29 protein-coding genes and 1 tRNA gene are annotated in these 26,394 nt (G+C 58.3%); 9 read left to right on the forward strand and 21 right to left on the reverse strand.

The features are described 5' to 3' along the window. Window positions 1-20: 20 nt before the first annotated feature. Both EAV90_RS02495 and EAV90_RS02500 read right to left on the reverse strand, forming a co-directional pair. Window positions 21-725: a dienelactone hydrolase family protein gene (locus tag EAV90_RS02495; protein WP_245509441.1), complete on the reverse strand. Its 705-nt coding sequence runs from the start codon at window positions 723-725 to the stop codon at window positions 21-23. A 182-nt stretch (window positions 726-907) separates the two neighbouring features. After that, window positions 908-1,687 (reverse strand): IclR family transcriptional regulator, encoded by a 780-nt coding sequence (locus EAV90_RS02500; protein ID WP_129142509.1) that lies wholly within the window; start codon window positions 1,685-1,687, stop codon window positions 908-910. Between the two features lie 105 nt (window positions 1,688-1,792). Here EAV90_RS02500 and EAV90_RS02505 point away from each other — a divergent pair, with 105 nt between their 5' ends. Further along, on the forward strand, window positions 1,793-2,599 hold the full coding sequence (locus EAV90_RS02505; protein WP_129142510.1) for an enoyl-CoA hydratase-related protein: 807 nt from the start codon (window positions 1,793-1,795) through the stop codon (window positions 2,597-2,599). Between the two features lie 219 nt (window positions 2,600-2,818). Here EAV90_RS02505 and EAV90_RS40010 read toward each other — a convergent pair whose 3' ends face one another. The 7 genes from EAV90_RS40010 to EAV90_RS02540 all read right to left on the reverse strand — a co-directional run bounded on the left by EAV90_RS40010 (window position 2,819) and on the right by EAV90_RS02540 (window position 7,649). Further along, a complete protein-coding gene (locus EAV90_RS40010) occupies window positions 2,819-2,947 on the reverse strand; it encodes an SDR family NAD(P)-dependent oxidoreductase (protein ID WP_167506410.1) in 129 nt (42 codons plus the stop codon). Window positions 2,948-3,118: 171 nt separating this feature from the next. Continuing rightward, a complete protein-coding gene (locus EAV90_RS02515; RefSeq protein ID WP_129142511.1) occupies window positions 3,119-3,304 on the reverse strand; it encodes a CoA transferase in 186 nt (61 codons plus the stop codon). A gap of 399 nt (window positions 3,305-3,703) precedes the next feature. After that, entirely contained in the window at window positions 3,704-4,351 is a 648-nt protein-coding gene (locus tag EAV90_RS02520) for a hypothetical protein (protein WP_129142512.1), read from the reverse strand. Continuing rightward, on the reverse strand, window positions 4,326-5,240 hold the full coding sequence (locus EAV90_RS02525) for a DNA-processing protein DprA (protein ID WP_129142543.1): 915 nt from the start codon (window positions 5,238-5,240) through the stop codon (window positions 4,326-4,328). The genes EAV90_RS02520 and EAV90_RS02525 overlap by 26 nt, the downstream gene beginning before the upstream one ends. Before the next feature lie 390 nt (window positions 5,241-5,630). Then, window positions 5,631-6,038, reverse strand: coding sequence for a ubiquitination-like system serine protease family protein (locus EAV90_RS02530; protein ID WP_129142513.1), 408 nt, complete (start codon window positions 6,036-6,038; stop codon window positions 5,631-5,633). Continuing rightward, window positions 6,035-7,219: a ThiF family adenylyltransferase gene (locus EAV90_RS02535; protein WP_164936741.1), complete on the reverse strand. Its 1,185-nt coding sequence runs from the start codon at window positions 7,217-7,219 to the stop codon at window positions 6,035-6,037. The genes EAV90_RS02530 and EAV90_RS02535 overlap by 4 nt, the downstream gene beginning before the upstream one ends. Continuing rightward, window positions 7,197-7,649: a multiubiquitin domain-containing protein gene (locus tag EAV90_RS02540; RefSeq protein ID WP_129142515.1), complete on the reverse strand. Its 453-nt coding sequence runs from the start codon at window positions 7,647-7,649 to the stop codon at window positions 7,197-7,199. Before EAV90_RS02540 ends, EAV90_RS02535 begins: the two co-directional genes overlap by 23 nt. Before the next feature lie 229 nt (window positions 7,650-7,878). Here EAV90_RS02540 and EAV90_RS02545 point away from each other — a divergent pair, with 229 nt between their 5' ends. Together EAV90_RS02545 and EAV90_RS02550 are read left to right on the forward strand one after the other, a co-directional pair. Next, on the forward strand, window positions 7,879-8,175 hold the full coding sequence (locus tag EAV90_RS02545; RefSeq protein ID WP_129142516.1) for a hypothetical protein: 297 nt from the start codon (window positions 7,879-7,881) through the stop codon (window positions 8,173-8,175). Beyond that, a complete protein-coding gene (locus tag EAV90_RS02550; protein WP_129142517.1) occupies window positions 8,142-9,329 on the forward strand; it encodes an ImmA/IrrE family metallo-endopeptidase in 1,188 nt (395 codons plus the stop codon). Before EAV90_RS02545 ends, EAV90_RS02550 begins: the two co-directional genes overlap by 34 nt. Window positions 9,330-9,612: 283 nt before the next feature. On the opposite strand, the gene EAV90_RS02555 is transcribed toward EAV90_RS02550, so the two are convergent. From EAV90_RS02555 to EAV90_RS02575, 4 genes are all read right to left on the reverse strand, one after another. Then, window positions 9,613-11,022 carry a DUF2130 domain-containing protein gene (locus EAV90_RS02555; protein ID WP_129142518.1) on the reverse strand — a complete coding sequence of 470 codons (1,410 nt, stop codon included), beginning with the start codon at window positions 11,020-11,022 and terminating at the stop codon, window positions 9,613-9,615. 413 nt (window positions 11,023-11,435) lie between these two features. Beyond that, complete coding sequence (locus EAV90_RS02560; protein WP_129142519.1) at window positions 11,436-11,756, reverse strand: hypothetical protein; 321 nt, start codon at window positions 11,754-11,756, stop codon at window positions 11,436-11,438. Window positions 11,757-12,374: 618 nt separating this feature from the next. Then, complete coding sequence (locus tag EAV90_RS41400) at window positions 12,375-12,836, reverse strand: very short patch repair endonuclease (protein WP_129142521.1); 462 nt, start codon at window positions 12,834-12,836, stop codon at window positions 12,375-12,377. Beyond that, a complete protein-coding gene (locus EAV90_RS02575; protein ID WP_208738462.1) occupies window positions 12,833-14,053 on the reverse strand; it encodes a DNA cytosine methyltransferase in 1,221 nt (406 codons plus the stop codon). Before EAV90_RS02575 ends, EAV90_RS41400 begins: the two co-directional genes overlap by 4 nt. Before the next feature lie 1,824 nt (window positions 14,054-15,877). Here EAV90_RS02575 and EAV90_RS02580 point away from each other — a divergent pair. The 4 genes from EAV90_RS02580 (at window position 15,878) to EAV90_RS02595 (ending at window position 17,783) form a co-directional block, all read left to right on the forward strand. Continuing rightward, window positions 15,878-16,408 (forward strand): hypothetical protein, encoded by a 531-nt coding sequence (locus EAV90_RS02580; protein WP_129142523.1) that lies wholly within the window; start codon window positions 15,878-15,880, stop codon window positions 16,406-16,408. 16 nt (window positions 16,409-16,424) lie between these two features. Then, complete coding sequence (locus tag EAV90_RS02585; protein ID WP_129142544.1) at window positions 16,425-16,667, forward strand: HNH endonuclease family protein; 243 nt, start codon at window positions 16,425-16,427, stop codon at window positions 16,665-16,667. Between the two features lie 10 nt (window positions 16,668-16,677). Next, window positions 16,678-17,310: a DUF4339 domain-containing protein gene (locus tag EAV90_RS02590; protein WP_164936743.1), complete on the forward strand. Its 633-nt coding sequence runs from the start codon at window positions 16,678-16,680 to the stop codon at window positions 17,308-17,310. Window positions 17,311-17,441: 131 nt separating this feature from the next. Next, window positions 17,442-17,783 (forward strand): hypothetical protein, encoded by a 342-nt coding sequence (locus tag EAV90_RS02595; protein ID WP_129142525.1) that lies wholly within the window; start codon window positions 17,442-17,444, stop codon window positions 17,781-17,783. 327 nt (window positions 17,784-18,110) lie between these two features. On the opposite strand, the gene EAV90_RS02600 is transcribed toward EAV90_RS02595, so the two are convergent. From EAV90_RS02600 to EAV90_RS02635, 8 genes are all read right to left on the reverse strand, one after another. Then, window positions 18,111-18,962, reverse strand: a complete 852-nt coding sequence (locus EAV90_RS02600) for a DUF5131 family protein (protein ID WP_129142526.1) — start codon at window positions 18,960-18,962, stop codon at window positions 18,111-18,113. 283 nt (window positions 18,963-19,245) lie between these two features. Next, the gene (locus EAV90_RS02605) at window positions 19,246-19,725 is read right to left on the reverse strand and encodes a hypothetical protein (RefSeq protein WP_129142527.1); all 480 of its coding nucleotides are present in this window, start codon (window positions 19,723-19,725) and stop codon (window positions 19,246-19,248) included. A 597-nt stretch (window positions 19,726-20,322) separates the two neighbouring features. Next, window positions 20,323-21,129, reverse strand: a complete 807-nt coding sequence (locus EAV90_RS02610) for a hypothetical protein (protein ID WP_129142528.1) — start codon at window positions 21,127-21,129, stop codon at window positions 20,323-20,325. Window positions 21,130-21,243: 114 nt separating this feature from the next. Further along, window positions 21,244-22,386 carry a ParB/RepB/Spo0J family partition protein gene (locus EAV90_RS02615; RefSeq protein WP_164936744.1) on the reverse strand — a complete coding sequence of 381 codons (1,143 nt, stop codon included), beginning with the start codon at window positions 22,384-22,386 and terminating at the stop codon, window positions 21,244-21,246. After that, window positions 22,379-22,582, reverse strand: coding sequence for a helix-turn-helix domain-containing protein (locus EAV90_RS02620; protein ID WP_129142530.1), 204 nt, complete (start codon window positions 22,580-22,582; stop codon window positions 22,379-22,381). The genes EAV90_RS02615 and EAV90_RS02620 overlap by 8 nt, the downstream gene beginning before the upstream one ends. Before the next feature lie 73 nt (window positions 22,583-22,655). Further along, window positions 22,656-23,381, reverse strand: coding sequence for a hypothetical protein (locus tag EAV90_RS02625; RefSeq protein ID WP_129142531.1), 726 nt, complete (start codon window positions 23,379-23,381; stop codon window positions 22,656-22,658). A gap of 149 nt (window positions 23,382-23,530) precedes the next feature. Next, window positions 23,531-23,605: transfer RNA gene (locus EAV90_RS02630), tRNA-Glu, on the reverse strand. Window positions 23,606-23,822: 217 nt separating this feature from the next. Then, the gene (locus tag EAV90_RS02635; protein ID WP_122401093.1) at window positions 23,823-24,167 is read right to left on the reverse strand and encodes a hypothetical protein; all 345 of its coding nucleotides are present in this window, start codon (window positions 24,165-24,167) and stop codon (window positions 23,823-23,825) included. Here EAV90_RS02635 and EAV90_RS02640 point away from each other — a divergent pair. Then, a complete protein-coding gene (locus EAV90_RS02640) occupies window positions 24,166-25,173 on the forward strand; it encodes an RluA family pseudouridine synthase (protein ID WP_122401092.1) in 1,008 nt (335 codons plus the stop codon). The two genes, EAV90_RS02635 and EAV90_RS02640, sit on opposite strands and share 2 nt — an antisense overlap. A 217-nt stretch (window positions 25,174-25,390) precedes the next feature. After that, the gene (gene rpoH, locus EAV90_RS02645) at window positions 25,391-26,290 is read left to right on the forward strand and encodes an RNA polymerase sigma factor RpoH (RefSeq protein WP_122401091.1); all 900 of its coding nucleotides are present in this window, start codon (window positions 25,391-25,393) and stop codon (window positions 26,288-26,290) included. The last annotated feature ends 104 nt before the right edge of the window (window positions 26,291-26,394 follow it).

The raw sequence follows: 26,394 nt of genomic DNA on the forward strand, positions 1-26,394 counted from the left end.
TTCGTCTCGGGCCTTCGAGCTCAATTCAGGTTGCGCTGAAAGAGATCGAACAGACGCTCCCAATGCCGCTCGGTGCTCGCCTTGTGGTAAAGGCGACGGGTTGGAAAGGCGAAGCCGTGTTCGGCTTCCGGATAGTATTCCATCCGTCCGTTGATGCCGGTTGCCTTGATCGCCTGCGACACCTGCTCGAGCATCTCGGGCGGCGCGTAATGATCATGCTCAGCCAGAGCAAAATATATCTCGCCCTTGATCTTGTCGGTGACGAGATGAGCCGAATCCGGTTGGTCGGTGACGAGACGCGCGCCGTAGACGGAGGCGCCGGCGGCCATGCGATCGGGAAACATGCCCATCGCATAGTAGACGTAGCGGCCGCTCATGCAATAACCGACGCATCCCGTCTTGCCTTGCCGCGCCGCCGGCTCGTTGGCGAGGAAGTCGAACATCGCCTGCGTGTCTTCCATCACCATGGTGTTCGTGAGGTGGCGATTGAGCTTCCACATCAGCTCGAGCTTATCCGCGCAAGCAGGATCCCACAGCCGATTGGCGTCAAGGTCGACGCAGCGGACCATGCGGTAATACATGTTGGGCATGATGACGTAGTAGCCGACCGTTGCGAGACGCCGGCACATGTCTGACAGCTCCTCGCGGAGGCCGACCGAGTCCATATAGAAGATGACGACAGGGAACGGTCCTGGACGATCCGGATGAAACACATACGTGTTCATCACCCCATCCCTGGTTCTCAGATCGACTACCTTCTCTTGCACGACTCCACCCTTTTTTAGCCATCTTGTATCCCCGCGCCTTCAAGGCGTGAGGTGGGCTGGAGCATGTGCCGGGCTGAACCTGAAAGCCAGAGCTTTACAGATAAGGGTGCGTATTTACAGATATGTGAAAATGGATTTCCTCAGTTGCGAGCTTTCGTCGCGGGCGTGAGATCCTCCTGGGAGACGAATTTGTCGATGCCCTCGCGAAGTGATCTCAGGATTTGCGTTCGCTTGGAGACAAGCCGATCGACTGGCCCGCCGACGCCGATTGCCAGGATCCGGCCGTGGCGTCGCTCGGGCAACAACATGCCGATGACGCCAGCACCAGGCGTGACGGTATGAAGCGAAACGACGTAGCCCTCCTTGCGGATCTTTCGGACTTTCTGCATCAGCTCTTTCAAATCGATCTTCTTTTTCCGATCCTCTTCTTCGAAGTTGATGCGGCGCACAAGCTTCTCGATCATGTCATCCGAACGGGCGCTCAATAGCATCCATCCGAGGCCCGAACGCGCGAGGGGCCGAATCGTCCCGGGCCTCACCAAGAACTGAATCGCACGCGGCGATGGCTGAACATGGATATATTGCATGTACAGGTCGCTTTGAGTCGCGATGCTGACGGTCTCTTCCGTTTCCTTGTTGAGGTGGTTGACCAACGCGGAAATTCCGCGTTCGCCGAATAGCGCGCTCTGCACCCAGTTTCCGAGTTGCACGATACGCATGGTCGGCATGTAGGTGCGCGAATATCGGTCAAAGTCGACATAGCCAAGCACCACCATGCTCTTGAGCACCGCAGAAGCGCTTGAGACGGGGTAGCCGAAGCGCAGCGCGACCTCCTTGAGACTCAATGGCCTCTGCACTTCGTCGAAATATTCCAAGATTTCGAACAGCCGCTTGGCCGTTTTGATAACCTCTTTGGACATGGCACCCCTCTCTGCGTTTCACATAGATAGAAAACTTTTCGCCGAAACGAAAGCCGTTCCGCGCGTTTCCGGTATTTGCTAGGAGGCTACTTAACGGAGGTCACCATGGTTTCTGCCGATCAGATGAAGTTCGACGTGTCCGATCGCGTCGCGACGATCACGTTCGACCGGCCGGACAAGATGAACGCGTGGACTCCTGTCATGGAGAGCGAGCTGCGGCGCCTGATGGCGATCGCGTCCGAAGACGACGAGGTCCGCGCGATCGTGATCACCGGCGCGGGCCGGGGCTTCTGCGCCGGCGCCGACATGGGCCGCCTCTCAGACGCGTCGTCGGGAAACGCGGCCGCCGCCGCACCGGCCGTTCCCCGTTCGCGCGACGACGATCTGGGACAGCGATACAGTTACCTGCTCGCCGTGCCGAAGCCGATTATCGCCGGCATCAATGGCGCGATCGCGGGCGTCGGTCTTTGCATCGCGCTGTATTGCGATCTTCGCTTTATGGCCGCTGGTGCGAAGCTGACCACGTCCTTCTCCCGGCGTGGACTGATCGCTGAGCACGGCAGCGCCTGGATGTTACGACAGCTGATCGGACCGATGAATGCCGCCGACCTTCTGCTGTCGGGGCGGGTGATCGAGGCCGCGGAGGCCGATCGGCTTGGACTGGTCAGGATGCTGCCCGCGGACACCTTCCGCGAGACCGTGCAGCAGACGGCATCCGATTTCGCCAACCTCTGCTCACCCCGGTCCATGCGTATCATCAAGCAGCAGCTGACCGCAGCTCCCCGGCAAACCTTGGCTGAGGCCACGCAGCTCGCAAACAGGGAAGTTGCGATCTGCGGCGGAACGGAAGACTTCAAGGAGGGCGTCGCCCATTTCGTCGAAAGGCGTGCACCGCGCTTCACCGGCAAGTGACTGGCGCGAGCACGAGTGCCGTTCACCAAAATTGAGGTGCGGCCCGAGCGCTTGCGAATAGGCGCGAGTCTTCTGAGAGCTGCCGCGCCTCGCGGTGAGTGTCGACGCCGCCAAAGGACTCGGTAGCATGGGACACCATCGCATCGATCGACGACTGCTCCAGCACGTCCGCGACAAGCGCCAAGACCCGGCCGCCACTTCGACGCAGCCGCTCGGCCGTTACTCTGCGTCATTGACATCAACCAAGACGACCGAAGCCCCTTCGGCGGCGAAACGTTCAGCAATCGCCGCGCCGATGCCACGCGCCGCGCCAGGGACGATGGCGGTACCGGCGATTTCGAGATTCATGCGAAGCGTCTCCATCTGAAAGATTGTTTCAGCCCGCCGGGAATGGGGCCGAGGCGGTTCAAGCCAAACGGTAAAATTGTTTGACCCGGTCCGCAGGCAACCAGCCGCCGAGGGCTTCCGCCGCATCGGCATAGGGATCGGTCTGGGCTGGAGAAGGTGTCGGCGGCACCGTCAGCGAAAATGCCGGAACCGGCCCCGGCTGCACGACCGAAAGAATGCGCGCGCGGCGTACTGCTGATGCCCGGCAGCCTCCGCGACGCTCAAGACGGGCGCGAAGCATGAGTCGCTGCCTTCGAGGATCTGGCACCATTCGTCGCGGGACTTTTCGAAAAATTTGCAGGCAAATGCCTGCCGCATCTCATCGTATCGGGACGCATCACGTTGAAGCCTTAGTTTTTGCAGGCGAACTCCAAGTCGTCCAGGTCCCGAATATCATCCTTCGGACCATCCTTCGAGCCAACGAACTTCATGTTCACGCGTGGCCGAACGAATCAAAATCCGCCGCTTGGCCAACATCTGATATGCGTTAGTTGGTTGATTATGAAGCTGACGGGCGCCCACGTGCACTGAGACTGATAAGGCTTTGTTAGAAACCTTATCAGTCCCGCAACTGACTCCTTTCGCAGCCAATCCTTATCAGATCGCCAACTGACTCCATTTGCGACCTTTCCTTATCAGTACGCAACCCGGATGGGCACGTCAGTTCGATCAGGCCGGGAGCGTCACGCCGGTTCAGGGGGCGCCGCGAAGTAACAACTATAACTTCAGCAGATCGTCTTCGGAGAGTTCTTCAAACGGATTTGGAATCGCGCGTCTGGCAACGAAAAGGCCGATCACGCGGGCTTGTGGAGCGCGCTCCAAAATCATTTCCTTGATTGCCTTGAAATGGGAACCGGTCGTGAGAACATCGTCGAAAATCCCGACGATACCCCGCAAGTTTTGCAGCCGATTTTCGACGATCCTGTAGTTTTGTCTGAGTTCGGCCGGCGACTTCCTCTGGCCACCCTTGAACGTGTCAGTGGAGGCGATCTGCTCGACTAGCTCCCGAACATCTGGCGGGGTTGCAGCGCGGATTCCTCTGCATACCTGAACCATCCGATCATCGTAAGCCGGGTCGGTCTTCGCCTTCGATGGTGGAATGGGGACAATCGTGGCCTGGTCCAGCCATTCCGCACTCAGAACCGCGGACAAGTCACGAGCACATCTTGCGATCGCTGGCGCCTTGTAATGGTAGCCGCCATCGCCGTGCTTCTTCTGAAGATTGTGGATCAGTTGGTTGGTATCGCCGCCTCGCCAGCCCTTACCTGCCGTATACTCATAGAGATAATGACAGTCGTCACTCTCGTCGAGGTACCAGTGGTCCCGCCGGTTTGTCTCGTCAATTTGCTGAAGCAGGCGTGCCATCACCTAATACGCCCCAGATATCGGCGAGGCCGCGGACACGGATCGCGCCCCGCTTCTCGAAGCTCGCCGGCCAGGTGATGTCATCCCGCTTGAAGCAAGAATCGAGGATGAACAGCTTGCGGCCCTGCTGAAGTGCGGCACGAGCCTGCGTGAGCGTCCCGCTCGTGTCGCTGGCCTCCACGATAACCGTCCCCTCCGTGAGCGCGCTCATCGTGACATTCCGCTCGGGAAAGAACAGCTTGTTCTGCGGCACGTACTGACTAGCGTATCGCAGCACCGGCACTTGCGAAATGAGCAGATGCTGCTCCGCGATCTTGCGTTGGAGAGCCTGGTTTTCCTTCGGGTAATAGATTCCGATCGGCGTGCCGATCACCGCAATGGTGTGGCCCTTCGCCTCGATCGCGGCTGTATGAGCTGCGGTGTCGATACCGGTCGCTAGTCCCGACACGACGGTGAAGCCGCGTTCGACCAATGCACGTGAGAGCTTACCCGCACGCAGTTTCCCCTCTTCGCTCGCATTGCGGCTGCCTACGATGGCGACACACCGGGTCTCGACGAGTTCCCAAGCGCCTTGGAAATACAGCATCTCTACGGGATGCCTCGCGTCTCGGAGCTTCGAAGGATAATTCCCAGTAAGATTCAGCCGGGTGCCAAACCTGGAGATGCCAGCCTTCTTAAGTGCTGCCAGAACCTCCGCAGCGCGAGCGTCAGCTACAGCACCCGGAACGAAATCGGATGGGACGGCAGTCGGATCGGAAGCGAACTTCTCTGCGATCGTTTTGAAGGTCGCGCCCTTCTCAAGCCATAGCGCCTCGTACGCTCCGAGTTCCCTGCGCGGCGAAATCGACCGTACGGCGGGTCCGTCATTCATTCGTGCAAGCAGGTTCATCATCCAACCCTAGCCACCCCCTATGGCGGCGTCGAATCCACCGAGACGAAGTCCACTAGTTTGAGGAGCCAACATTTGTGGGCCAAATTTTCAAAAGCCAGCCTAGCAAATGACATGAACAAATCAAGAACTCAGAGATAATTCAATAATTATCATATGGTTGCGTGGTCAACGAGAGGTGAATTCGATCTCGGGCCCACGGCTTACTGCGCCATCATCGTAGCGTCAGTGATGCATACCAGCTCCCGACACGCGAGATCGCAAGCCTGTTTGTCAGATCGCCGAGGTCGTCGGCGGCAGCTTCTTCACTGGAGATATAGGAGAAACCAACGTTGCAGCCGCCGAGGTGCGATCCGCTTAGCGAGTTGCGGTGCGCAATCCGCTCGTCATTCATACGCCGAGCAAATCTCTGAGCTTGTTGAATGCGCGTGCTATAGCAGCCCACAGGCGTGTGGTCCACGGCCGTCGCTTGGCGTCAACGGTCGCGTGACGCGCAATCTGGTTGCGCATGACGGACGAGGCCATGGCGGGCGAGAAGGCGGGCAACCATTCGACTTCGCCAGCGGTGATAAAATAATGTGCCTTGCATGGCGCGTCGCAGACAGCGATCGATGGATTGACGCTTGCCATGCCGCATACGGACGAGACTTGATGGCTATCAGGCACCAGCAACATCACCCGGTGCCCGCAGCCGCAAGCGCATAGCAGGGCGGCAACCTGGAACTCCGGGCTGTGATACACAACGCCTTCGCTGAGTTGCTTGGGGATCCGCTCGACGGCCTGATAGGTGAATCTCACTCGGACCGTCCTTTCGAGTCGATTTCAAGCATCGCCGTATCAAGGACGTAGCTGGTGGCATCATCCAGGCGTTCAAGAAGCAGGAAGTGCTGCTTGAACCTGATGACGGCCATGATGGCGTTGAACGCGTTGAGCTCGGTAATCTGACCTTGTTTGCGGTATTCGTCCTCCTTGGCGTTCTCGGTCGGCAGATAAGCGGAATTCACGTTGGTCTCGAAGGCTCTGCGGTCGGTACCGGTGATGCGAACAAAGCCGCTGAGGCCGATAGTTGAACGGTTAAGGCCCATCCCGCAATCAACGTAGGGGATGCCTCGCGCGCTCAACCATTCGACAATGAGCGCGCGGGCCGGACCGTCATCGACCGAGACAAAGACGAAATCGAATGTGGCGAGGCGCTCGACATTCTCCAGCGTGATGCGCTCGGGGACAGGGTCGATGCCGGCGTGCCATTGCCCATACTGCTGCGCCAGCGCGTCGACCTTGAGTTTACCGATAGCTCCCGGAATGAACCCCGGAAACCGGAAGATCGTGTGGACATGGACCTTGTCGTCGTCGAACAGCGCAATTTTCTCCAGATGCGTTCGCGCGATGAAATCGAGGATGTAGGCACCGGTGCCGCCGAGGCCGATGATAGCGGCCCTCTTGCCACGAAGCAGGGCTGAGATGTCGTTGATATGGTAACGAGCTGACATGGTATCCGGGAAGCGAAGCGGGCTGCCCTGCGCGGCGGCCTTGACCGCGATGCCGCCCAGCGGCGTTGCGCTGGGAAAAGCCGTCATGGCCGGCCCGGTGATGGCGTCGAGGTACGTCCGCGCCTTTTCCTCAAACGAGAGGTATTCGCGCTTCTCGCCGTTGTCATTCAGAAGCTTGAAAGAAAAGGAGCAATCGGTGACCAGATCCGGCGCTACCGTTACGCGATCCGGCCCGCCGCCGAGCAGGAGCTGACGCTTGTTGCCATCATGCGGCCGGCTGCCGCGCCACCAAACTTGGTGATGCTTTGGCACGTCGATGACGGCGCCATTCAGATCGACCGGACAGGCCCAGTCGCCGTGCTGAAGCGCGGCGTCCTGGTCGAGGTACGGCAGGCCGTAGATGACGAGATAGCCGCCGACGAAATCGACATGATAGCCGAGTTCGTCGAGGTCTTTGATGAACGGATTATGACTCGCCAGTTCCGGCAACCCTAAAGCGCATACCATCTTTCACCTTCACCTTTCCGCCCGGGGGCAGTGTGCCGCTCGGGTTCTCCGCGGGGCCGTGGGAATACTTGATCAGGTACTCATTGGACGGCTTGCCGCCGTCGCCCAGGTAGAGCTCGACCACCCGGGCGTAGGTGATTTCCTTCTCGTGGATGTCGTGCTCGTCGGTGTTGACGAAGATCGCGAACACTTTCTGGCTATAGAAGTGCTCGTCCTGCGTCAGATGCACATGGGCATCATCGCGCGGCACCAGCTTGTCTTCCTTGTCGCCGCCGACCTCGCGGAACAGCTTCTCGTGCTTGGGGATTTTGCCCAGCTCATAGAGCGCTTCGCCGGTGGTGGGGTTCGGCGACTCGAGGGCCTCCCGGTTGATATGAATGCGCACCAAATGCGCGGCGACATCAACAGACATTTCAACACCTTCCCGCTCTCTCGGCGCTAGCGTTACCGCCCAGGCTACTGCCCAGGGTTGATGCTCCGGAATTGCGTATGGGAGGACGGAGCAAAAGTCCTTGGCCCAAGCGATTCTGCATGTTAGTCCCACTTCTGGGAACGCTGATTCCTATATGGCACGGCGCGGAGTTGAACGCAATAGATCGTCCCATATTTGGGAACTACTTTTTAGCAGGATCGCTATTGCCTTGAAACTGATGGGAATTTCGAAGCTGGCCGAACTTGCGCATCGCACAGGGCGGGCCCTGGACGGGGCGATACCAGCCCTTATTGCGGAGCTTGAGGCGGGCACATGGCGCTCGATGGATGAAATCGCTGACTTCTTTCCGGCGGCGATTATCGACGGCATCCAGGTTCGAATTTCGATGAAAGATGGCTATCAGGTCGATCTCCTGGCCGACTGCGAGGCACAGATGATTTTCATCGAGTACGCAGGTACGAGGAGCGCGGCATGCGCCCGCAAGACAGGGAGCAACGTGGCATGACAATACGCCCAATACGCACAGACGAGGACTATCAATCGGCGCTGAAGCGGGCCAAGGCTCTGTTCGGCCAAAGCCGTCAGAACGACCTTGACGAACTCGAGGTGTTGCAAGCTCTGATCGAAAGATGGGAACGATCCGAGCACTTCATCGAAGCAGCTACCCCTGCTCAAGCGATCAAGTTCCGCATGGCGCAAGCTGGACTGTCTCAACGTGATCTGATGCCATACCTTGGCAGCAAATCGCGCGTGTCAGAGATTCTAAACGGCCAGCGGCAACCTACCGTCGATCAGATCCGAGCCCTGCATCAACATCTTGGCATTCCAATTGCGTCACTTGTCGGCGCCTCCAAGCATGAGCCCGCAGCTCGTCCGTCGAGTACATCAGTAGCGGCTGAGGGGGCGCTTCGCAAACTTGGCTTGATGAAAAAGAAAGAAAACCTCGCAGGCTTCTTGTCACGTTCAAAAGCTTCCGCTCCGGCTGTCGCGATGTTGCGCAAGACTAGAACCGAACGCACTAACGCAAAGACAGACATGGCCGCACTTGAGGCTTGGTGTGCAGCAGCATTAGTGCGCGCAGAAAAAATTACCATCAAGAAGGTAAAGATCAGTGATCCGATGAAGGCGGCGCGTCAACTGGCGGAGCTAAGTACCTTGCGAGACTGGCATGATCAAATCTTCGCCGCTTTACATCGTATGGGAATCATATTGGTTATCTTAGAACATCTTCCAGGTACATTCCTTGATGGAGCAGCGATGTGCCGAGGCGATGGTGTTCCGGTGATCGCGCTCACTTTACGTCACGACCGCTTGGACAATTTCTGGTTCACGCTGTTACACGAATTCGCACACGTGGTTTGCCATTTGGGTCCCGATCGACAGATAATCCTTGACGATTTGGATGTGACGAGTTCTGAGGTCATCGAGGCCGAAGCGGATGCGTTCGCACGCAACGCCCTTATTCCTCCCGCCATTTGGAAGCCGATTGACAAAGATAGCAGTACGGAGGAAGTGTTGGAGGCGGCAGAGAAGGCTGGCGTGCACCCAGCGATCGCGGCCGGTCGCTGGCGATTTGAGCACTCAGACTATCGCCGTTTCTCGAAGCTGATCGGTCGAGGCGACGTGAAGGCTGTTTTCATGTCCCTAACACGTCAGTAGTTTCCTCGCACATTCAGAGCAAAGATATTAACCCTTCAGCTCTCTAGGCGATAATGCGGACAAATCTTGGGTTGCTTGAAATGAGCAAGTCCGCCGCCCTAACCAACCGTTGCGACCATTTATTCGTCACCCACGACCTCTACGCAGCCCCTTTGCACGGTCGCTCGCGTTAATCCGTCGCCTGGCTCGGCCATATCTTCGACTCAGCGCCGGCGCTGAACCTTAAATCGCAAATGTGATCACACCATGTTACGTCACGGTATGTTCTGACCTGGCCTAGAATTTACTCCGCTGCTTCAGCGGCATGGCTTTTGAGCTCCGCAAACTTCGCTGCCATCGTTGGATTGCCCCTGGTCAACTTCTTGATCGTCACGTCCTGCGCCTTATCGTTCGCGAGGCGCAGGTTGCGGTCCGCGCCAATCAACGCATCCTTGGTCTTCTGCAGATGATCGATAGACTTGTCGATCTCGGCAATCGCAGTCTGGTAGTGCCTGGAGGCCAGATCGTAGTTCTTCGAGAACGCGGTCTTGAACGTCTCAAGCTGGTTTTCAAACTGGGTGATGTCAATATTCTGCGCCTTCACGAGCGCCAGCTCGGTCTTGTACTTGAGCGAGTTGATCGCCGCATTCCGCAGAAGCGTAATCATCGGCAGGAAGAACTGCGGCCGGATGACATACATTTTCGGATAGAGGTGGAAGACGTCGACGATGCCCGCATTGTAGAGTTCGTTGTCCGGCTCAAGCAATGAGACCAGGATGGCATACTCGCAGCCCTTCTCGTTCCGGTCCCGATCGAGCTCCTTGAGGAAGTCCTCGTTCTTGCTCTTCGTTGCGGTTCTGTCGCTTTCGTTCTTCATCTCGAACATGATCGAGATGATGTCGGTGCCGGCATCGTCCGAGTCCCGGAAGATGTAATCGCCCTTGCTGCCGGTCCGCGCATCGTTGTCTTTCTCAAAATACGCCCGCGGAAAGGCCATCGACCGCACCCGGTTGAACTCGGTCTCGCAGTGCTGTTCGAGGGTCTCGCCGACCATCTTGGTCGACAGGCGGGCTTTCATGTCCTTCAGGCGCTCGATTGCGTCGTCGCGATCCTTGATCTGCGTTTCGTACTTGTCCTTCAGCGACTGCTCGGAGAGCTGCTTTTCAAGCTGCACCTGCTTGATGCCGTTCTTCAGCTCGTCGCGCTCTTTCTCGATGATGCCGACCGCCTCGGTCACGGCGAGCTTCTTCTGAAGCTCAGCAGCCTCAAGCTTGGCCTTCAGCTCCTGAATTTCCTTTTCCTTGGCGGCGGTGATCTTGTGCTGCTCGGTGGCAAGGAGCGCTTCAGCAAGCTCCGAGGCTGCTTTCTTCTCGCGCTCAGCCTCGGCCAGCGCGTTTGCAAGCCTGTCACGCTCCTTCTCCACGGCGTTGAGCGCTTCGGTGACGGCAAGCTTCTGAGCAACCTCACTCCCCTCAAGCTTGGACTTCAACTCCAGGATCTCGGCGTCCTTGGCGGCCGCAGCCTTTTGCAGATCGTTGCTCACCTGGGCCTTGGCCAACTCCACAGCGCTCTGCTTATCACGCTCGGCTAAGTCCAGCCGTTCGTGGAGCTGCTCTGCAAAATCGGCGTCACGAACCTGCTTCAAAATATCCGCGTAACCGGACTCGTCGACCTTAAAGGCCTTGTCACAGTGGGGACAGATGATCTCGTGCATGGTTCCTGTCCGGATCGGGGCGGCTGCTGTTGTCATTCAAAACATGGGCTAACAGCTGGCAGAATCGCCATGCCGCTATGAGAACAAAATTAGAACAAGGAACTGTGGAGGGTCAATGCGGAAGCAGCGGATTTTCTCATTGTGACCTGAGAATCCCCCGGTTTTCCGATGAAAGCCCGTGGCTTCAGTCAAACTGGCCGGTGAAGGCTCCGAGGGCCCTTGGAAATGTGCGTGTGGTCTGTTGCGGCATGAATTCCGGCCCCATCACCCGACCCAGCCCGGCCAGGATAGGCTGACACCAAGGAAAGGATGCCGAGATTGGACCGCAAAACTCAGTCACACATTGCCGGACGCCGAACCCGACGTCTGGAAAGCGCTTTCCATGACTTCTTGGCGACTTGCCCCCGCCTCCGCTAGAAAAGCTTGGTCTTGCGCGGCACACAGAGGTGTTCGAACTTTTTGGTCGCCGGGACGACCACCAGGTAGCCCAGGGTCATCGACATCGGGGTCTTGTCGGCCCAGTTCTCACCAACGAATTTGTGGTCATGCTTGGCCGTGTAGACGATGGCGCCCTCGGCCTTCAGGGCTTTGAACATATCATCGAGCTCGTTGGCGAATGTCAGGCTGCTGGCGGCAGAGAGATCATCGAGCTCGCCTTTGTCGCGCACATAGTCGGCGAACGTGGCGGCGATTTCCTTGGTCTCGCGGTTGAGGTCAGGGCTTATATCGAACAAGGCCGCGTCGTTGCCCTGAGCGAACCGGGTGGCACTGCCTGGATTCGGGACATCGCCATGCTCACAGATTCGCTATCGTGCGGACTTCGTATCGCCGTCCAGAAACCAGCTCATGCCGACAGGTTTCTAGGGTGTCTACCTACTTTCGTAGCCCCGCGCGGCCCCCCATGTAACTCTTGAACTATCTAGCGTAAAGGTGCGGGGTAGCTCTAAGTGCGTCTGATTGTTGTTCTTTTTTTCTGAGACCCCCCTCCCCCCGGATCGCCGACGCGTACACCGTCTATATCGGCCAGACGAAAATCCCGCTGCAAGATGCATCGCGGTCCACCACAACGCCGTGCAGAGTGAAGGTATGGCGGAAGGCCACAAGCCCACGCTTGACGATTTGCAGTGCCTTTGTGCGAATTGCCACCGTGTGGCACATCGACTGCTGAAACTAGAGCTAGATCAGCAGGGTTCAGCAGCAAAGAAACGGACTAGAACAGTTCATGGGACTCTTCACTGAATGCAGCTACTGCACAGACGAATTGTAGTCTAGAGATGTTGCCGAGTGGATTGTAGCCATGACCATGCAAACTAGGAGGTTAACTAGCTACTCCCGTCTCTTGCTAGCTGCCCCTAGGCACGATCAATGGATGGACGCGAATTGCAGCGCGAAGCCCGTGTTCGTACAGTACGTTCTATCTGATCGGCCGCTTTGTCGATTTTGTCGTGTTCCCAGACGCGAACAATGGTCCAGCCGAGCTCGACAAGTCGGCGATCGGTGTCTCGGTCCCGAGCGATATTCGTTTCGATCTTCTCGGACCACCATTTAGCATTGTTCTTTGGCCAAGTACGGTGGATTGGACATCCGTGCCAGAAGCACCCATCAATAAAGACTGCTACGCGCGCCACGGGAAAGACGATATCGACGGAACGCCGCGTCATCTTCAGCAGACGCTGGTGCAACCGGAACCGCAATCCGCGCCTGTGGAGCTCCGACCGGATCGCTATTTCACGTGCGTTGTCGCGGCCCCGCGTTGAGGTCATTCGCTTGGTGGTAACCGGCAAGACCGGATCAACGGCTTGTGGGTTCGTCATTGCTTGGAGATATGATGTCGCAGATCGCGACGAAAGGCTTCCTCATAACGCAATTTGCTGCGCTCAAGCCGGGAGAGAAAGCCTGAGGTGGCTTTCCTAGAAAGCGGGACGATATCGCTGCCTAGAAATCGGGCCAAGTGCTCCACCGGCCGGGAAACGGGCCACTCGGACACCGCTGAACGTCCCCGCCGACCTTCAAAACCCCAGGCAGCCGGAGGCCAGCCTCGGTTCAACCGGACAGGCTCGTCATTACCGTCATCATAACTCTCCGCGACATTCAATCGTCGAGCGATCCATTGGGCGAACGGGACGCTTACGGCGTTACCGACCAAACGCCAGCGCCCGCGGGCAGATTTTGCTTCGTCATTATCTAGCTCCGTCCATCCGGCTTCAAAGCCTTGCAGGCGCTCAGCCGCTTCGATCGTTGGGACGGCGACTAAGCGGCGTTGCGGGAACCAAACCGCCGGCGGCGAAGGAATGTGAACGCCAGACCCACTCTTCAGAGGCGGTATTGAGTTTACCGCCCAGCCGAGACCAGTATTCCCTTCCGTCCAGTAAAATCCACAGGCGTGTGTTCCACGAGCGTTCGGCACGGGATTGCCAGCATCTTCACCGAGGAGAGCGGCCCGGGGATCGATCTGGCGGGATGCCAGAATCACAACTCTGCGCCTCCGCTGCGGCAGACCGAAGGCTCGTGCATCGACCGTGCGGTAAGCCCAAGCAAAACCCATGTCTTCAAGCTTGGAAACGATCCTTTCAATCGCGCGTCCTCGCTCCAGACTCAGCATGAAGGGGACGTTCTCAAGTACGAGCCATTGCGGACGCGAGTTTTTGAGAAGCCTAAGCAGTTCATCGATCAAACCAGAGTTCGGCCCTTGAATACCGCGCCGGCGCCCGGCCTGGCTCAGATCTTGGCAAGGGAAGCCGGCAGTGACTATCCCGCATTCCGGGAGCGACTTAAGTTCTCTTACGTCCTCGGACAGCGGCACGGTAGCGAAGCGACGTCCAAGGACTGCGCGCGCACGAGCATCAGCCTCGCAAAGCAGAACGCTTTCATGCCCTTCGTTTCGGAAGCCCTGCTCTATTCCACCGATTCCAGCGAAGATGCCCACTACAGAATGCTTGGTATGCTCTTTAGCGGACTGAGCTTCGTTCGGCTCACGTCGTGTTAACCTTGCCCCCTTCACGTTGGCGTCGAAGGGTGTTCGTTTAAGCAATCTGATATTCCTTGACGTGGTTGAGTCGCGTTGGCGCTCGAAGGAATAGCACACGCAATGAATCTGCTCGAGAGAAATCGGAAACGACCGGCTGCATCGGCGCCTCCAGCCCTTGGCCTGTCCCTGCCAACGGCAAGCTCCACCGGCATCGAACTCGACTTTTGTACCATTCGAAATCGGGTTGCCCATCGCGTATGCGGTTGCTAGCGTCCGTATCCACAGCCATAAGCAGAATGATTCCAGCGCTAAGAGCGCGTTCTCGTGGGGAGGAGATTTGTCGGCTACGCAGGTTTCGAGCGGGGCACTGTCCGCCGCCGAGTGGGAGCGCCGTCTCGTAATTCACTATTTGAGGTCGGACGGACCATCCGGCGGAGCGCCCCTTTCCTTTCTTGATGCCACTCCCGCCGAGATTGCAACGGCTTCAAAAATCGATGGAATCGGGGACCTTGAGGCACAAGAAGCCTTCGTCACGCATTTCGGCCGTTCAAGCATTGAGGGCTGGTTATCTGGGGATTATAGGCCGCCCGCACATGACGCAGATGATCCGACCTATTTTCGGTTTCTGGTTCTGAGCTGTCTAGTATCGGCCACCGATACTGGCGCTGGCAGCACTCAGAATTTCCGCATTCGACTTGGCGAGCTGTTGGGCGCTGACGGTCCATTCAACTCCGTTGATGGAGTGAATAAGCTGTGGAGGTCGCTGGCTCGGTGGTGCGACCGAAAAAGAGCTGCCGGGGAACCGTTCCGTCGTATCGTTTTGCCTCACCCTGGCCACGCAACGCTGATCGGACATGCGGTGCGAATCGCGTTCCCGTCTTGGCGCGATCGCAGCGCCCTCACCCAGGTTCTGCGCAGGATTTCACCTGCTACGCGCCGCGCGCCCGAACGGCTTGTTCAGGAGCTCGCACGGTCTAACCACTCTCACCTACTTCCGAACGCGGTAGCAACCGCCCTCGCTGATTTCACCGCGAGTGTTCGCGCTCGCCGGCGTATGCTCTTGGGTCACAGATTTTGGCGCCTAGTCCAGAGCATTGAGGCCCGTCTCGCCGAGCAAGAAGACGAGCCCCGAAATCAGCGCTGGCGCTTGGACGTGCGATTCGGTGGCTATGAACAGGACGAAATCACCCTTGCACTTTTTCGGGGACGGGCAGCGCTCGACGAAGAGGCTGTTTGGGAGGGTTCCGTCCAGCAGTTGGCAGCCTCCCGTGCGTTAACTCTACCTGCTGAACTAGCCGATGCGCTCCGGCAGGGAGTGTTAATGCTCAGTGAAGGACCCGGCGCTACCTGGTCGATGGAAGACAGCGATCTACCCGTGGATCGTGCCATAGTGGTACTTGCGCGAGCCGGAAGCTTGGCGGTCAGTTGGCCCTTGGAGACAAAGTGGCGCTCCCTTGAGGGAGGATGGCTTGTATCAGGGAAGCTCGATCCGCACTCTGTGACGGGGCTTCGACGACGCCTTGGGCTCGCTCCGGCCACTGGATGCCCGCTTGTTGATCTCTCCTTTGCTGATGGAGTGAAGACCGGCCACTCGACCTGGCTTGGGCGCTCCGCCTTTCGTTTGATCGTGTAGGAAGTCGTGAGCCGCACGCCATTAGCGTGCGGGCTGCGGCGATCTCAGCGACGCAGCTAATCATCCAGCGCGCGGCTCTCGAAATGGACATCGGGCCAGAGGAGTTCGAGGCGCTTGAGCCACGGCTCAGGAATGGGCTTCCGATGCTACAGATTGCCGATTTTTTGGTAAACGGAGCTGGGTTCTCGAGGCGCCTTGCGGCCTCCGACGGAGGAAGCCGTCGCCCCTTGGTTAGTCGGCTAATCGATTCTTTGGTGAATGATCGCAACGATAGGCTTGTTAAAGCATTCTTCGAAGGGGATCATCCGGGGGCTTGCGCCAGAGCGTGCTACCGCTGCCTGCAGCGGTACAACAACCGTGGTTACCATGGGCTCCTTGACTGGCGCCTGGGCATCGGCTTCCTCCGCGGAATGCTGGACCCCACCTACAAGGCAGGACTAGACGGTCGTTTTGAGGCCTATCCCGAGCTCGCCGATTGGCCGCGGTTGGCCGCGGAAGCTGCCGAAGAGGTTCGTCGCCTGAACCCGAACAATCGCCGTGTGATACATTGCGGGCCTTTGAAGCTGCCCGTCCTAACTCAACCCTTTGCGGGGGGCACAGAAGGCTTCGTCCTCGTGCATCCCTTCTGGAGACTTGACAGCACTTCTATTGCAAAGAGCCCCTTAAGTGAAACGATCAACGCAGTACCTGCAGATAACGTGTATTTCGTCGATACTTTCGATGTTGCGCGCCGGCCAGTTAAGGCGATCGAGCACGCGCGCAACCGAACTCCAGACCTCCCGTGACTGATCACCAAAGGAGATTGAGGGTGGAACAGTACGAGCTGCGCACAACGGGCTACGGGATTCATGGACCCATAGATTGGCCAATCTCGTACCGCTCCACATCCGCAAGAATCCATCTGCCAGCAACTACGATTTCGAGACGAAGAAGAACGTATATTTCACAGGTAAAGGCAAGGCTTCTCCGTTCATCTTAACCAATGAGGCCCGAGCTCAGGCTACTTGGAAGCCTGAATTTCTTGGAGAGCCGACCGCTTTTTAAGAGGAACAAGATGACCGAAGACCTCAGTGCACCACCCCCGCTTCCTGACGTCGGCGATGCGAGCAAGCTGGAAGCGCCCCAATGGTACTATTTCGCAAACGGCAGCCGGCAGGGCCCAACCGACCCCGCAACCATCAAGGCGTTGCTGGATAACAAGCAGATCGAGCCTGACTGCCAGGTCTGGCGCAAGGGCATGCCCGAATGGAAGAGCCTGCGCGAGAGCGACCTCGCCGAGCTCGTAGCCGCGGATCCACCGCCGATTTCGGCGCAGCAAATTGGCAACGGCTACGTCTGGACGCTCGCGCTCTTGCCGCTCATATTCGGTGTGATCGACGCAGCAATCAGCGCGAGCAATCAGGAAGCTGCCGCTCGCTCCCTGATGCTGGGGTTTCCGTACCACCCAAGCAGAGGACTACCAGTTCAGATACCCATCATCATCAATGGTTTTCTCGGTTGGCTGGATGATCGCAGGTTAAAGCAGGCAGGATATGGCTCACGGCTCACCCGCGTTACAGCCGTGCTGTTTACGCCCGTCTACCTGTTCCTGAGGGCCAAACGGTTGAAGCAACGTCCTTACTACGCACTCGCCTGGATCGTCAGTTTGATCGTCGGATTCGTGGTGTACGCCTCAGTGGAAGAGTGATCCCTCGTCTCTTTCCTCGTTGCGCGCCCGGTGGGCCAAGCGTCTACCGGGCATGACGCTCCTGGGGCTTGATCTTGGGTTGTGCAATAACGATTTCGATCGGCTTTCCCTCAGATCATCAAGAGCCATCAATGGGCCAGAAATCGGAACCGCCCGAATTCGACCAGGTCTATGTTCTCAGACTAGATGGCGACGGGACTGCCTGCGGCGCTCGGTTCGCAGTCCTGAGGGACAGCATCGTCTCCGCGGCTATGGACGTGGGCTGCCGGATCCTGATCCGACAGCCCCCCGAGGTGAGTGCGCTGGCCAGAAAACTGCCGCTGGGCTACGTGCTCGGTACTGGCAAGGTAGTCAAGTTATTGATCCCGAGAATTGGATCCAGTCTTTACCGTCAGGTTTTGGAAGCCGCGCGGATTGCTAGAATTCACGAAGAAGCTCGAATCGCGGCGGCCATTTCGATGACTGTGCATTAAGTTTTTTTTCGACCGACAATTGGCAGAAAATCTGATTTGGTAGCGCCCCAACAGCTACAACCGATTGCTAATGCTGTGACAAGTATTAGCAAGAGGCGTCAGAGCGATCACAACGGGTCCGATCGTTCATAGCTCGCTAAAATGCGAGTCATCCGCTCCTTGGCAATGCCCGCAGAGTGCCCACAAGCTGCGCGCCTTACGGCGTGGACTAATATCGCATCGGTTACACTGCCCGCTCTTAGCATCGGAGCGGGCTCTCTTTTGTTGTCGTCCCTGATCTCAAAGCGCCATCGCCCGCACTGAAAACGCCACAATCCGCCTTTTAGCCTAGCCCGCCGATCGAAGGCGGAGCTCCAAGGACCGGCGATTCTGACGTGGGAATTCACGAACGAGTTTACCGTCGACCAACCCGCCACCTTTTCCTTCCGCATCGATTGCTCGTGCTTCGCGAGCCGTCATGCCTTGCTCGACTACAAGCGGGTTGCTGTCGTAAGACCCCCATTGCTTATGAAATGGTGCAACACCCAAGCGGCGGCAGTCGGCGATAACATCGCGAACCCAATGCGGCCTCAATGAACGGGCACCCGCACCGCTCTCGCCTCCGGATATCAGCCAATCCGGCAAAAGTCCGTTCTGCGGCAAGCGCAGGGGCCCAAGAGCGGGCTCGTAGGATATGAAGCGCACGACCGCGGGCACTCGCTTTAAGCGCTTCCACCGGAAATCAAACCGAACCTGGTCTTCGGCCGTGGTTCCGAGCCACACGTTCGAATACCCGTCGCGCCAATCGGGAGGGAGCCTCTTTTCTATATTCTCCGGTCTTTTCGTAAGCACCAGCCAATCCAATGCTGCGCATTCGCGGATTAAGGCGAACAAGTCCCTGCGCCACGAAGAATCAACCTGGTTGTCAAAGACGTCGGCGAGCGACGCGCAAAATACCCGAGGTCGGTGGCCATTTTCCTTTCTAGATGTGCTGGCTTGCGCGTTCCATTGGACAGGCTTTTTCCAATTCTGTTCTGACGTTCTTTTGCGCTCGCCGTGAGCGCCCCATTGCACCTTTTTATAACGATGATCCATCATTGCCTCGGCATAACAATGATCACAGCCTGTCGACACTTTTTGGCAGCCAATCCACGGATTGAACGTATGGTCGCACCATTCTATTTTTGAGTTTTCACCCATCACGAATCTCCAAAGGGTTCAGAGCATCGCTCTGCCCGAAACAACGGTTTCGGTGGAATCCTTTACAAGTTCGATCCAGCGCCGTTGGAGATTCCAAACCTAATCGGACGACGTTTCCTCGGAGGACCTTCCCCACTCCGAGCCGCTAACTAGCTCGGTAGCGCGGCCAAGCGCTCGGTGCTCGCGGCAACGCGCCAAAAAGAAAACGGGCCCCACTGAAATGTGGAGCCCGCGCCTTCCCATTCTAAACATTCTTTAGCAACGGCCCATCCGACAAGACGGTTCACGCTATCTCCGCTTCCGCCTCCATATCCTCAACGTGCGCCGCCAGGTTTGAGAGTTCTTCGTCGAACTCTGTGATGTGCCGAAGCACCACCCGCAGGTCTTCTCGCAGGTCCGCCAGCTTTCGGGCGAGGCCGGCGCATTCCCACAGCCTTGCCGTTAATTCGGATAACCTTTCTGCCGAGCTCGTCCGCAAGAAAAATGGCAAGTCGTCCTTTATCTTTCGCGCCTCGAACCTCAAACTTCCGCTCTCTGCAATCACATCGAACAATTCTTCGATCTCATCGGGCAGCAGCGGACTTCTCTCGCAAGCTGCGATAGCTTGAGTAAGCTCCTGAATCAGCTGCGGAGTGCATTTCTTGGCATTTTCTTGTCGCTCGGGCTCGGTATGCCTGTTCAGTCCGGCGAGGATACCATCGTAGCTCATCATCATTTCTCCATTGTTTGCCGCGGCCGTACCGGCAGAGGCCACAACGGGCATTTACAAGATCGCAGAACTCTCTCGGGCTAGCCTAGCGATCCAGATACAAGCCCCACGTCACAATGAGCCCACTGCTCTCGTCCGGTCTTCTTTCTCACGCGGTCATGTTAATTCGTTGCCTGTTAGATAAGCCGCTCCCGGCTCAAGTGCCGCTCAGGCACGCCCGAGGTGCGCAAATCTGACGGCGACACTGATATCGACAAACGAACCATTAGCCGTCGAGGCCACGCATCACACACCAGCGGCGCGGCCCTTCCTGGCTAACAAGGGGCCGAATCTACGAGCGTCGAAAGTGGATCGAGGCGTCGCATTGCGCATCGCTGCAGCAAATTAGGCTGGTGTTTATCGCCATGCTTACAGTTTACATTATACACTGCACCTCGACGGAACCCGGGCGTCGCTCTTGAGGGAAGTTGTATAGGCGAGGTCATCGATTTTCAGTCGCGGACAAGTCCGCCACTCCCTTCCTGTCCGCGACTGGTTTTTGCTGGCAGTCGCGATCTGAAAGCAGGGCTAAGCTATGCCATGTCTCGAATTACCTATGTCGCGGACTGAATCGATAAAGCTTTGTTTGCCGGCTTAGTAGGAATCGCTCCTTCAACGCACTTTCAGCGCTGGAAGAGATGGGTCGTCGCCATGCCGAATAATCCGGCCGAGGAAGCCCTGACGATCCAACAGGATTGCGAGTTCCGCTTGATGGTGCACCGCTAGCTCGTCGTTATCGGTATCCGCGTTACCGCGCTCATCGGTGCATGGCCTCCGGTTCTCGAAACGAGCCTTGAACGTGTAGGTGGCGGTCCAGACCAGGTCTCTAACTTTGGTTCTTTGGGGGTTTACGAAAACGGGTCTTCGCGTATCCTCGTTCGCCGCGTAGTGCTTGCGGAAAGCAGCCTCAATTAGTCCTCTTCCGCCGCCTTGAGCAAGAAGGTAGAGGTGCGGGCGCCATTTCGGTGCCCGATCATCATCGAAATGCAACAAGTTGTAGTCAAGGCCGCCTAGAATGATCGCTTGGCTGATTTGGCTGCGTGCAATCTGGTTACGCAAGCGATCCTTCAGCAGCTTCCAATTGAACTGGTGAATGTGTCCAATGTCGAAGAGGTCTGGAGGCACGATGCTCACCGTGAACCAGTAGTCAGGGTCGCGCGACATGTACGCCGCCAACGTCGACCCCCACCAGCGCCGGAAGGCGCGAAGACAGACCGGACAACCGGCTGAACGACACCTGAAAAAACCACACCCAGTAAGACGCTCGGCCAGAGCGCGGCCGGGCTCTCCAAAATCGGGAAGAGCTCTCACTAGCCTGCGACGCCGGACGTGAGCTTCACTCATCGTCTCGAACCTTTTCAGATGTTTTGCAGGATCGTAGTCTTCGTTGATATCGAGAGAGTAGAAGTTGAATTTCATTGGGGCTTCCATAGATGCCATGCCCATAGTCACAGTTGCGCAGCGCGATCGACGCACGTGCGGGGCACTGTCGGCAGGGACCTGAGTTTTGTGCGAACCGAAACACTAATTAGATCAGTCGCTTTCGTCCTCGTGCAGTTCGATTACCTCCTGGACGTCAATGGTCGGCGCACCGCCAACTTTTATTCGCGCGTATCCAAAAATCCCGACCTCAGATCCGTCGGCGAGGCCAGCGATTTTTGCGCGAAGCGCCTGGGGGATGTCGAACGCGACCTGTGTATCTGGTTCGGCGTCTATTCCAGACCGATTGCGAGATCTCATGTCCCGCGGAGTTGCCTGTCCCTCCTCCTCTCCACTGTCTCCACGCGACACCGCCGGTTTTCTGAGCGGCTGCCTTTGTGCAGCAGCTGCAACTGACTGCTCGGCATTTCCGCAGGATGCTTCGGATCGTTCGAGATCGTGATGCGTGGATGATGGCTGGCTCCGGACGGCCGGGTTGGTTTCGGCGACTACACTCGACGCCGGCGAAGGAGGTGGATCAGACCGCGGTTCATCCGATGGTTCTGGGACTTTGTTCATCAGCCTAGTGAGGGTATGAACTTGTGCGACAAAGTCTTCACCCGAGGCGGCGACCTCAAGCAGAAGGGTTTGGTTGTCCTCCTGTTTATAGTTGCGGATCGCTTTTTGAACGCCTGGAAGGATCTTTGCGATCTTACACGACCTCGCAATCTGGTCCGGTGAAACACCCAGCTCTCGGGCCGTTTTGGCATAGAATTTTTCCTTCGGTTGGCGACCACCGCGAGGTGCCGCATTTTGCGGCACCTTCAGCGCAATGTATTGAACCGTCGCGTAATCGCTTAAGGCACGGTCCAAAGCAGTGAGCCGCAGCCGCCGGTGACAGTTGCTTATCGCCTCGCACGCTTTGGCTTCCTCTTCGGTCGTCACATCCAACACGGATACCGACACATCTGCTTGGCCGAGCTCCTTCAAAGCCGCAAGCCTGTTGAGCCCATCCACGAGCATGTAGCCACCATCCAACGTCCGACGAACCAAAATGGGCGTTGTCTGCCTGATTTCTCGAATGGAGGTTTTCAACTGCGCGACGAGCTTGGGGTCCTCGGGTATGAGGCGTTCGCCGATCGTGATGTCGGCGATCGCTAACTTGATCACCGTTCCTGCGCGTGCGGTCTGCTTGAGGGTCAGCAGAGGCCGCTTGACCGCATCATCTTTCTTCAGAACGAGAAAGCCTTCAGCCACGATTTTCTCCCAAGCTGTCGCGGCCGGAATTGCGCTCGATGCTTTGGATGAATGCATCAAGGGATTTTGCGGAGATCAGGGTTCGGCGACCGATCTTGAGAATGGCCAGGTCACCTTGACCAATCAGTGCGTAGATGGTCGTGCGTCCAATGCTCAAGAGGCTGCACGCTTCTTGGATGCTATAAGCAAGCTTCATAGTGTTAGTCCCGACAGAGATGTGCGCGGAACTAAATCACTCGAAAGGTCGTGCCCTCAACGCCCGATACGGCTCAACTGGGCTCACGAGGCGACTTGAAGTTCGACTGCTCGTCTTGCATCTCGCTCAGCGCCCGTTTGATCGTGGCCGGCGAGCATCTGTCCGCGCCCTCGTATCCATTGTTGGCGAGCCATTCCCGAATTCGCCGGTCGCGGAGTTTGGCTGCCAGCGATCGTGGCGGATAGCCGCCCCAAAGCGCGTAACATGCTTTCTTTACACCATCGCGTTGCTTGGGTCTGTTGGACGGAAACAGGAGCTGTTCCCTAACCCAGGCATCAAAGGTGGCCCGCGGTACAAGCGCATACTGCAGCTGCGCATAGAAACGCGCGCCATCGGCGCCGCGCACGCCATAGTTACCTTTTTCGAGGAAATCGCTGGCGAGCCGGTCTGTTGGCGTCCACGGCAGCCAGTCCTCTGGAATCAATGGCAACAGCTTGCCATCCCCAGCAGGGTCTCTGACAAACGCGGCCAGGTGCCCCTCTTCCAGTTGCAGTCGAAGAAACAGAGCCGCTTTTTGAAAATTGTGCCAGGCCTCAGCGGTGTCCTCGGTTAGCCAAGTTCTGACCGAAGAGCGACGCTCACTGCGCACAACATCGTCATTCGGCGCGGCTTGACCATCCAGCAAGGCTCCAAGCTCGTTGGCAGCCCGCCAATGTCCCGTCAAAGGTGGTTCGTGGCTAACGATGATGCTCTCAAGTTCAAGCAGTGCGTCGGCCAAAGTTATTAGCTCGTCAACCACACGATCCTCCTTCGGAGGAGTCTCGAAAACTCGACCGGATGCCGCAATGATGGAGAATTCCGTGGTGTCTATCGGCTAATTGACTTGAAGAAAAGTTGAAGAAGGCGGTCAAAGACAGCCTTTTACAAGCTCTAAGTTGTTGATTTAGTTGGCGCTCCCTAGGGGAATCGAACCCCTGTTTCAGCCTTGAGAGGGCCGCGTCCTAACCGCTAGACGAAGGGAGCGTGAGGGGTACGACATAGCCGCGAATTCCGCCGGCGGCAAGGTGAGATTCACGGGTTTCAAACGGCTTCGGCAACGCCGTCCTGGCGAAAACCCGGGGCCCAAAGGCAAATCGGAGCTGACGGGATTCGTTAACTGAACCCTGCGGCTTTGGGTGCCGAGTTGCGCTTCGCTTGTCCGGGACCACAGCGGAGTTATGCGTCGCGACTGCGGCCCACCTCACGGCTCATTGGCAAATTTCAGCTTCCCGGCCGGCTTCAAGGTGTGGGCATCGAAGGTGCGGATCTCGATGATCCCGCCGACATCCAGCGTGACCACGAGGCGGTCGCCGGCGACGCCGGTCGAGACGATCCTGGCGCCCTTGGGCAGGGTGGCGGTGACGTCGCTGGCCGCTTCGACCGCCCTTCCCTCGGACTTGAAAAGGCGGTAGCCCACCGCGATCACCACGGCGCAGATCGCCAGCGCCGTGGTCAACCCCGCGATCAGCATCATCCGCCGCACCCGCGCGAACAACGCGGCCTGCTCGGGGGTCGGCTCGGGAACAGCGGTATCAGACGTCGTCATGGAAAGCTCTGGGTCAGCGCAAAGGTTGGAGGTCGTGGTCGCCGGCGATGAGGGCTCGGCGCGGCTCGACCGCGTGCTGGCGGCGCGCCTGCCGGAGCTGTCGCGATCGAGGCTGAAAGCCCTGATCCTGGCGGGCGCAGTGCACCTGAAGGCCTCCGCGGTCCGCGACCCCGCTTATCACGTCGCATCCGGCGATACGATCATAATCGACGTGCCGGAGGCGGTGCCTGCGGAGCCCAAGGGGGAGGACATCGCCCTCGATATCGTGTTCGAGGACGACGACATCGTCGTCCTCAACAAGCCCAAGGGGCTGGTGGTGCACCCCGCGGCCGGCCACGAGACCGGCACCCTTGTGAACGCGCTGATCGCCCATTGCGGCGCCTCGCTGTCGGGCATCGGCGGGGTGCGCCGGCCCGGCATCGTGCACCGGCTCGACAAGGACACGACGGGGCTGATGGTGGTCGCCAAGAACGACCTTGCCCATGCCTCACTGACCGCCCAATTCGCCGATCACGGCCGCACCGGCGCGATGCGCCGCGGCTACATGGCCTTCGCCTGGGGCGTTCCGAACCGGCACCGCGGCACCGTCGATGCGCCGATCGACCGCCATCCGCACGCGCGCGAGAAGATGGCGGTGCGCCAAGGCGGCCGCGAGGCGGTGACGCACTGGGAGATTCTTGAGAGCTTCAATGGACGCGACGGCAAGGGCGTCGCCGCCCTGCTCGCCTGCGAGCTCGAGACCGGCCGCACCCATCAGATCCGCGTCCACCTTGCCCATATCGGCCACCCGCTGATGGGCGATGCCGTCTATGGCCCGCATTTCAAGACCAAAGCCAACCAGCTCGGCCCCGAGTCGCAAGCCGCGTTGGCGGCGCTTGGGCGACAGGCCTTACATGCTTACCTGCTGGTATTGGAGCACCCGAGGACAGGAGAACTTCTGCACTGGGAAGCGCCTCTGCCGGAGGATTTGCTTCTCCTTCAAAGCGCCCTCAAAGCGGCGCTATGACGCAGGCCGCTTCAGAAAGTCTTTACATTACAAAAAGTTATAGCTGCCACACGGGGACGTGACGTCAGCAATCCTTCCCTTTCCGCCCCCCGATGGGGTATATTGCCCCTGCGTTGAAATGATCAACGCGGAACATCGCAGCTACGGCCGGCTTTAACACAGCGGTCGTCTGCCTGGCCCGCCGCTATCGGGGGCCTGAACCTTTGGAGGGCGCACTATGGCCCGTACCGCTGCTTTGCCGGTCCTCAATGGAGAATCCGGCCTTTCTCGCTACCTCGCCGAGATCCGCAAGTTTCCGATGCTGGAACCCCAGCAGGAATACATGCTCGCCAAGCGTTGGCGCGAGCATGACGATCGCGACGCGGCACACCAACTCGTCACCAGCCACCTCCGCCTCGTGGCCAAGATCGCCATGGGCTATCGCGGCTATGGCCTGCCGATCTCCGAGGTCGTCTCGGAAGGCAATGTCGGCCTGATGCAGGCGGTGAAGCGTTTCGAACCCGAGAAGGGGTTCCGTCTCGCCACCTACGCCATGTGGTGGATCAAGGCGTCGATTCAAGAGTACATCCTGCGTTCCTGGTCGCTCGTGAAGATGGGCACTACCGCGAACCAGAAGAAGCTGTTCTTCAACCTGCGCAAGGCGAAGAGCAAGATCAACGCGCTGGACGAAGGCGATCTCCGCCCCGACCAGGTGCAGATGATCGCCAAGCGCCTCGGCGTCACCGATCAGGACGTGATCGACATGAACCGCCGCCTCGGTGGCGACGCGTCGCTCAACGCGCCGATCCGCGACGACGGCGAAGCCGGCGAATGGCAGGACTGGCTGGTCGACAACACGCCCAACCAGGAAGCCATGATGGCGGAGCACGAGGAGTATGATCATCGCCGTGACGCGCTGAACGGCGCCATGGGCGTGCTCAACCCGCGCGAACGCCGCATCTTCGAGGCCCGCCGCCTCGCCGATGAGCCGATGACGCTGGAGGACCTCGCCGCCGAGTTCGGCGTGTCGCGCGAACGCGTCCGCCAGATCGAGGTCCGCGCCTTCGAGAAGGTGCAGTCCGCGGTCAAGGGCACGATCGCGAAGCAGGAACAGGCTGCGCTGGAAGCCGCGCACTGAACGACGGCCCAGCGCCAGAGATTGGCGGATCGAAAGAGACGAAAAGCCGGCGGCAACGCCGGCTTTTTTGTTTTGGACTTGAGAGGATCAATGCTCCATGCTCG

It is taken from the genome of Bradyrhizobium vignae (assembly GCF_004114425.1).
Classification (GTDB): domain Bacteria; phylum Pseudomonadota; class Alphaproteobacteria; order Rhizobiales; family Xanthobacteraceae; genus Bradyrhizobium; species Bradyrhizobium vignae.

What these genes read in the sequence shown, in the direction of transcription:
- EAV90_RS41400 (WP_129142521.1), bottom strand. Translation starts at nt 12,836, where the DNA reads ATGACGAACCCACAAGCCGTTGATCCGGTCTTGCCGGTTACCACCAAG.
- EAV90_RS02540 (WP_129142515.1), bottom strand. Translation starts at nt 7,649, where the DNA reads ATGTCTGTTGATGTCGCCGCGCATTTGGTGCGCATTCATATCAACCGG.
- EAV90_RS02590 (WP_164936743.1), top strand. Translation starts at nt 16,678, where the DNA reads ATGACCGAAGACCTCAGTGCACCACCCCCGCTTCCTGACGTCGGCGAT.
- EAV90_RS40010 (WP_167506410.1), bottom strand. Translation starts at nt 2,947, where the DNA reads ATGAATCTCGAAATCGCCGGTACCGCCATCGTCCCTGGCGCGGCGCGT.
- EAV90_RS02515 (WP_129142511.1), bottom strand. Translation starts at nt 3,304, where the DNA reads ATGCGGCAGGCATTTGCCTGCAAATTTTTCGAAAAGTCCCGCGACGAA.
- EAV90_RS02495 (WP_245509441.1), bottom strand. Translation starts at nt 725, where the DNA reads ATGAACACGTATGTGTTTCATCCGGATCGTCCAGGACCGTTCCCTGTC.
- EAV90_RS02520 (WP_129142512.1), bottom strand. Translation starts at nt 4,351, where the DNA reads ATGGCACGCCTGCTTCAGCAAATTGACGAGACAAACCGGCGGGACCAC.
- EAV90_RS02610 (WP_129142528.1), bottom strand. Translation starts at nt 21,129, where the DNA reads ATGAAATTCAACTTCTACTCTCTCGATATCAACGAAGACTACGATCCT.
- rpoH (WP_122401091.1), top strand. Translation starts at nt 25,391, where the DNA reads ATGGCCCGTACCGCTGCTTTGCCGGTCCTCAATGGAGAATCCGGCCTT.
- EAV90_RS02595 (WP_129142525.1), top strand. Translation starts at nt 17,442, where the DNA reads ATGGGCCAGAAATCGGAACCGCCCGAATTCGACCAGGTCTATGTTCTC.
- EAV90_RS02550 (WP_129142517.1), top strand. Translation starts at nt 8,142, where the DNA reads ATGCGCCCGCAAGACAGGGAGCAACGTGGCATGACAATACGCCCAATA.
- EAV90_RS02635 (WP_122401093.1), bottom strand. Translation starts at nt 24,167, where the DNA reads ATGACGACGTCTGATACCGCTGTTCCCGAGCCGACCCCCGAGCAGGCC.
- EAV90_RS02620 (WP_129142530.1), bottom strand. Translation starts at nt 22,582, where the DNA reads ATGAAGCTTGCTTATAGCATCCAAGAAGCGTGCAGCCTCTTGAGCATT.
- EAV90_RS02555 (WP_129142518.1), bottom strand. Translation starts at nt 11,022, where the DNA reads ATGCACGAGATCATCTGTCCCCACTGTGACAAGGCCTTTAAGGTCGAC.
- EAV90_RS02505 (WP_129142510.1), top strand. Translation starts at nt 1,793, where the DNA reads ATGGTTTCTGCCGATCAGATGAAGTTCGACGTGTCCGATCGCGTCGCG.
- EAV90_RS02600 (WP_129142526.1), bottom strand. Translation starts at nt 18,962, where the DNA reads ATGGGTGAAAACTCAAAAATAGAATGGTGCGACCATACGTTCAATCCG.
- EAV90_RS02640 (WP_122401092.1), top strand. Translation starts at nt 24,166, where the DNA reads ATGGAAAGCTCTGGGTCAGCGCAAAGGTTGGAGGTCGTGGTCGCCGGC.
- EAV90_RS02525 (WP_129142543.1), bottom strand. Translation starts at nt 5,240, where the DNA reads ATGAACCTGCTTGCACGAATGAATGACGGACCCGCCGTACGGTCGATT.
- EAV90_RS02605 (WP_129142527.1), bottom strand. Translation starts at nt 19,725, where the DNA reads ATGCCCGTTGTGGCCTCTGCCGGTACGGCCGCGGCAAACAATGGAGAA.
- EAV90_RS02500 (WP_129142509.1), bottom strand. Translation starts at nt 1,687, where the DNA reads ATGTCCAAAGAGGTTATCAAAACGGCCAAGCGGCTGTTCGAAATCTTG.